This window comes from Huaxiibacter chinensis, from assembly GCF_022171985.1.
Classification (GTDB): domain Bacteria; phylum Pseudomonadota; class Gammaproteobacteria; order Enterobacterales; family Enterobacteriaceae; genus Enterobacter; species Enterobacter chinensis_A.
The window spans coordinates 1-3,215 of sequence record NZ_JAJVHF010000038.1 but is presented as its reverse complement, the minus strand read 5'-3'; the positions used below and the strand labels follow the sequence as shown (position 1 = coordinate 3,215).

Below are 3,215 nucleotides of genomic sequence, written 5' to 3'. Positions count from 1 at the left end.
TTTCCATGATGGTTCTCCGAATGAAAGCCTGTCCTCAGCATAGTACTGGGAAGGAGGGAGTGACCATCTCATTAAATAAAGCACGCTAAGCCGGTTGCAGCGGTCGTAGCGGCCTGAACTTGCCCGCGCCGATCTTGGCGCTGCTGCGCCAGAGGTAATCGCCGGTGAGGTTGATGTGCTCCCAACCGAGCGGCGACAGGTACTGCAACAGCGCGTCATCAATGGCATGGCCGTTGCCACGCAGCGCGTGCGCAGCCCGTTCCAGATAGACCGTGTTCCACAACACGACGGCAGCCGTTACCAGATTGAGGCCGCTAGCCCGGTAGCGCTGCTGCTCGAAACTGCGGTCGCGGATTTCACCCAGGCGGTTGAAAAACACTGCCCTGGCCAGCGCATTGCGCGCCTCGCCCTTGTTCAGGCCGGCATGCACGCGGCGGCGCAGTTCCACGCTTTGCAGCCAGTCCAGGATGAACAGCGTGCGCTCGATGCGGCCCAGCTCGCGGAGCGCCACGGCCAGGCCGTTCTGGCGTGGGTAGCTGCCGAGCTTTCGGAGCATCAGGGAGGCCGTCACCGTGCCCTGCTTGATCGAGGTGGCCAGCCGCAGGATTTCGTCCCAATGGGCGCGGACGTGCTTGATGTTGAGCGTGCCGCCGATCATGGGTTTCAGCGCGTCATAGGCGGCGTCGCCCTTCGGGATGTAGAGCTTGGTGTCGCCCAGGTCGCGGATGCGCGGCGCGAAGCGGAAGCCCAGGAGGTGCATCAGGGCGAAGACGTGATCGGTGAAGCCCGCCGTGTCGGTGTAATGCTCCTCGATCCGCAAGTCGGACTCGTGGTACAGCAGGCCGTCGAGCACGTAGGTCGAATCGCGCACGCCGACGTTCACGACCTTGGTGTGAAATGGCGCGTACTGGTCAGAAATGTGGGTGTAGAACGTCCGCCCTGGGCTGCTCCCGTATTTCGGGTTGATGTGGCCGGTGCTCTCGGCCTTGCTGCCGGTGCGGAAGTTCTGGCCGTCCGACGATGAGGTGGTGCCGTCGCCCCAGTGCTCGGCGAAGGGATGGCGGAACTGTGCGTTGACCAGATCGGCCAGCGCCGCCCCGTAGGTTTCGTCGCGGATGTGCCAGGCTTGCAGCCAAGCCAGCTTGGCGTAGGTCGTGCCGGGGCAAGACTCCGCCATCTTGGTCAGGCCCAGGTTGATCGCGTCGGCGAGGATCGTGGTCAGCAACAGGTTCTTGTCTTTGGCCGGGTCGCCCGATTTCAGATGCGCGAAATGCCGAGTGAAGCCCGTCCATTCGTCCACCTCCAGCAGCAGTTCGGTGATCTTGACGTGCGGCAGGATCATTGCCGTCTGGTCGATCAGCGCTTGGGCGGTGTCGGGTACCGCCGCGTCGAGCGGCGTGATCTTCAAGCCTGACTCGGTGATGATGGCGTCCGGCAGCTCGTTGGCCGTCGCCATACGGTTGACGGTGGCAAGCTGTGTTTCCAGCAGCGTCAGCCGGTCGTTCAGGTACCGGTTGCAGTCGGTGGCCACGGCCAGCGGCAATTCGCTGGCCTGCTTGAGGCTGGCGAATTTCGCGGGCGGCACCAGGTAGTCCTCGAAGTCCTTGAACTGGCGCGACCCCTGCACCCAGATGTCGCCGGAACGCAACGCGTTCTTCATCTCCGACAGCGCGCACAGTTCGTAGTAGCGCCGGTCGATGCCGGTGTCGGTCATGACCAGCTTCTGCCAGCGCGGCTTGATGAACTCGGTCGGCGCGTCGGCGGGCACCTTGCGGGCGTTGTCGCTGTTCATGCCGCGCAGCACCTCGATGGCGTCGAGCACGTCCTTCGCGGCGGGAGCGGCCCGCAGCTTGAGCACGGCAAGGAATTCCGGCGCGTAGCGGCGCAGCGTGGCGTAGCTTTCGCCGATGCGGTGCAGGAAATCGAAGTCCTCGGGCTGCGCAAGCTTCTGCGCTTCGGTGACGCTCTCGGCGAAGGCATCCCAGGACATGACGGCCTCGATGGCGGCGAACGGATCGCGGCCCGCCTGCTTGGCCTCGATCAGCGCCTGGCCGATGCGGCCGAACAGCCGCACCTTGGCGTTGATCGCCTTGCCGGACGCCTGGAATTGCTGCTGATGCTTGTTCTTGGCGGCGTTGAACAGCTTGCCCAGGATGCGGTCGTGCAGGTCGATGATTTCGTCGGTGACGGTGGCCATGCCCTCGATGGCAAGCGCCACCAGGGTGGCATAGCGTCGCTGCGCCTCGAACTTGGCCAGGTCGGCGGGCGTCATCTGGCCACCCTCACGGGCGATCTTGAGCAGGCGGTTCTGGTGCACCGACCGCTCGATGCCAGAAGGCAGGTCGAGCGCCTGCCACGCTTTGAGGCGTTCGATGTGTTCCAGCATGTGCCGCGAATTCGGTTTGACGGGCGATTGGCGCAGCCAGGCCAGCCAGGTCGTTTTGCCGTTGTCCCGACGCTTGAGCAGATCGTCGAGGCGGCGGCGATGCGCGTCCGACAGCGGTTCGGCCAAGGCATCGTAGATGCGCCGGTTGGCGCGGGTGATTGCTTCGGCGCTCGCCCGCTCGACGGCGTTGAGGGCAGGCAGAATGACCGACTGCTGCCGCAGGTGCTCGATCAAGGTGCTGGCCAGCACGATGCCCTTGTCGGTCTGCAAGGCCATCTCGGTCAGCAACTGGACGGCCTGCCGGTAGTGGCCCATGGTAAAGGGCTGGAAGCCGAACACCGTTTGCAGTTCGACCAGGTGCTCGCGCCGGGTCTGCTCCCGCTGCCCGTATTCGTCCCAGCTTTCGACGCTGACCTTGAGCTGGTCGGCGACCAGTTTCAACAAGGGCGGAAACGGCGGCTCATCGACGCCCAGGATGACACCAGGAAAGCGCAGGTAACAGAGCTGCACGGCGAAGCCCAGCCGGTTGGCCGGGCCGCGCCGCTGCCGGATGATGGAGAGGTCGGTTTCGCTGAACGTGTAGTGACGGATCAACTCATCCTTGGTGTCCGGCAACGCCAGCAGGCTTTCGCGCTCGGCGGCGGACAGGATTGAACGACGTGGCATATTTACTGATCCGTTCTCAAGTATTGATACAGGGTTTCGCGACTGATTCCGAATTCACGAGCCAGCTTGGCACTGTTGCAAAGTTAGCGATGAGGCAGCCTTTTGTCTTATTCAAAGGCCTTACATTTCAAAAACTCTGCTTACCAGGCGCATTTCGCCCAGG

General features: G+C 63.5%; 1 protein-coding gene and 1 pseudogene. Both read right to left on the bottom strand.

Annotated elements, in window-relative coordinates; all coding sequences use genetic code 11:
• Positions 1 to 85: 85 nt before the first annotated feature.
• A complete protein-coding gene (locus tag LZP96_RS23670) occupies positions 86 to 3,052 on the bottom strand; it encodes a Tn3 family transposase (protein ID WP_042863651.1) in 2,967 nt (988 codons plus the stop codon).
• Positions 3,053 to 3,054: 2 nt separating this feature from the next.
• Positions 3,055 to 3,120: pseudogene (locus LZP96_RS23665) on the bottom strand (helix-turn-helix domain-containing protein); the annotation flags it as partial.
• Positions 3,121 to 3,215: the final 95 nt, after the last annotated feature.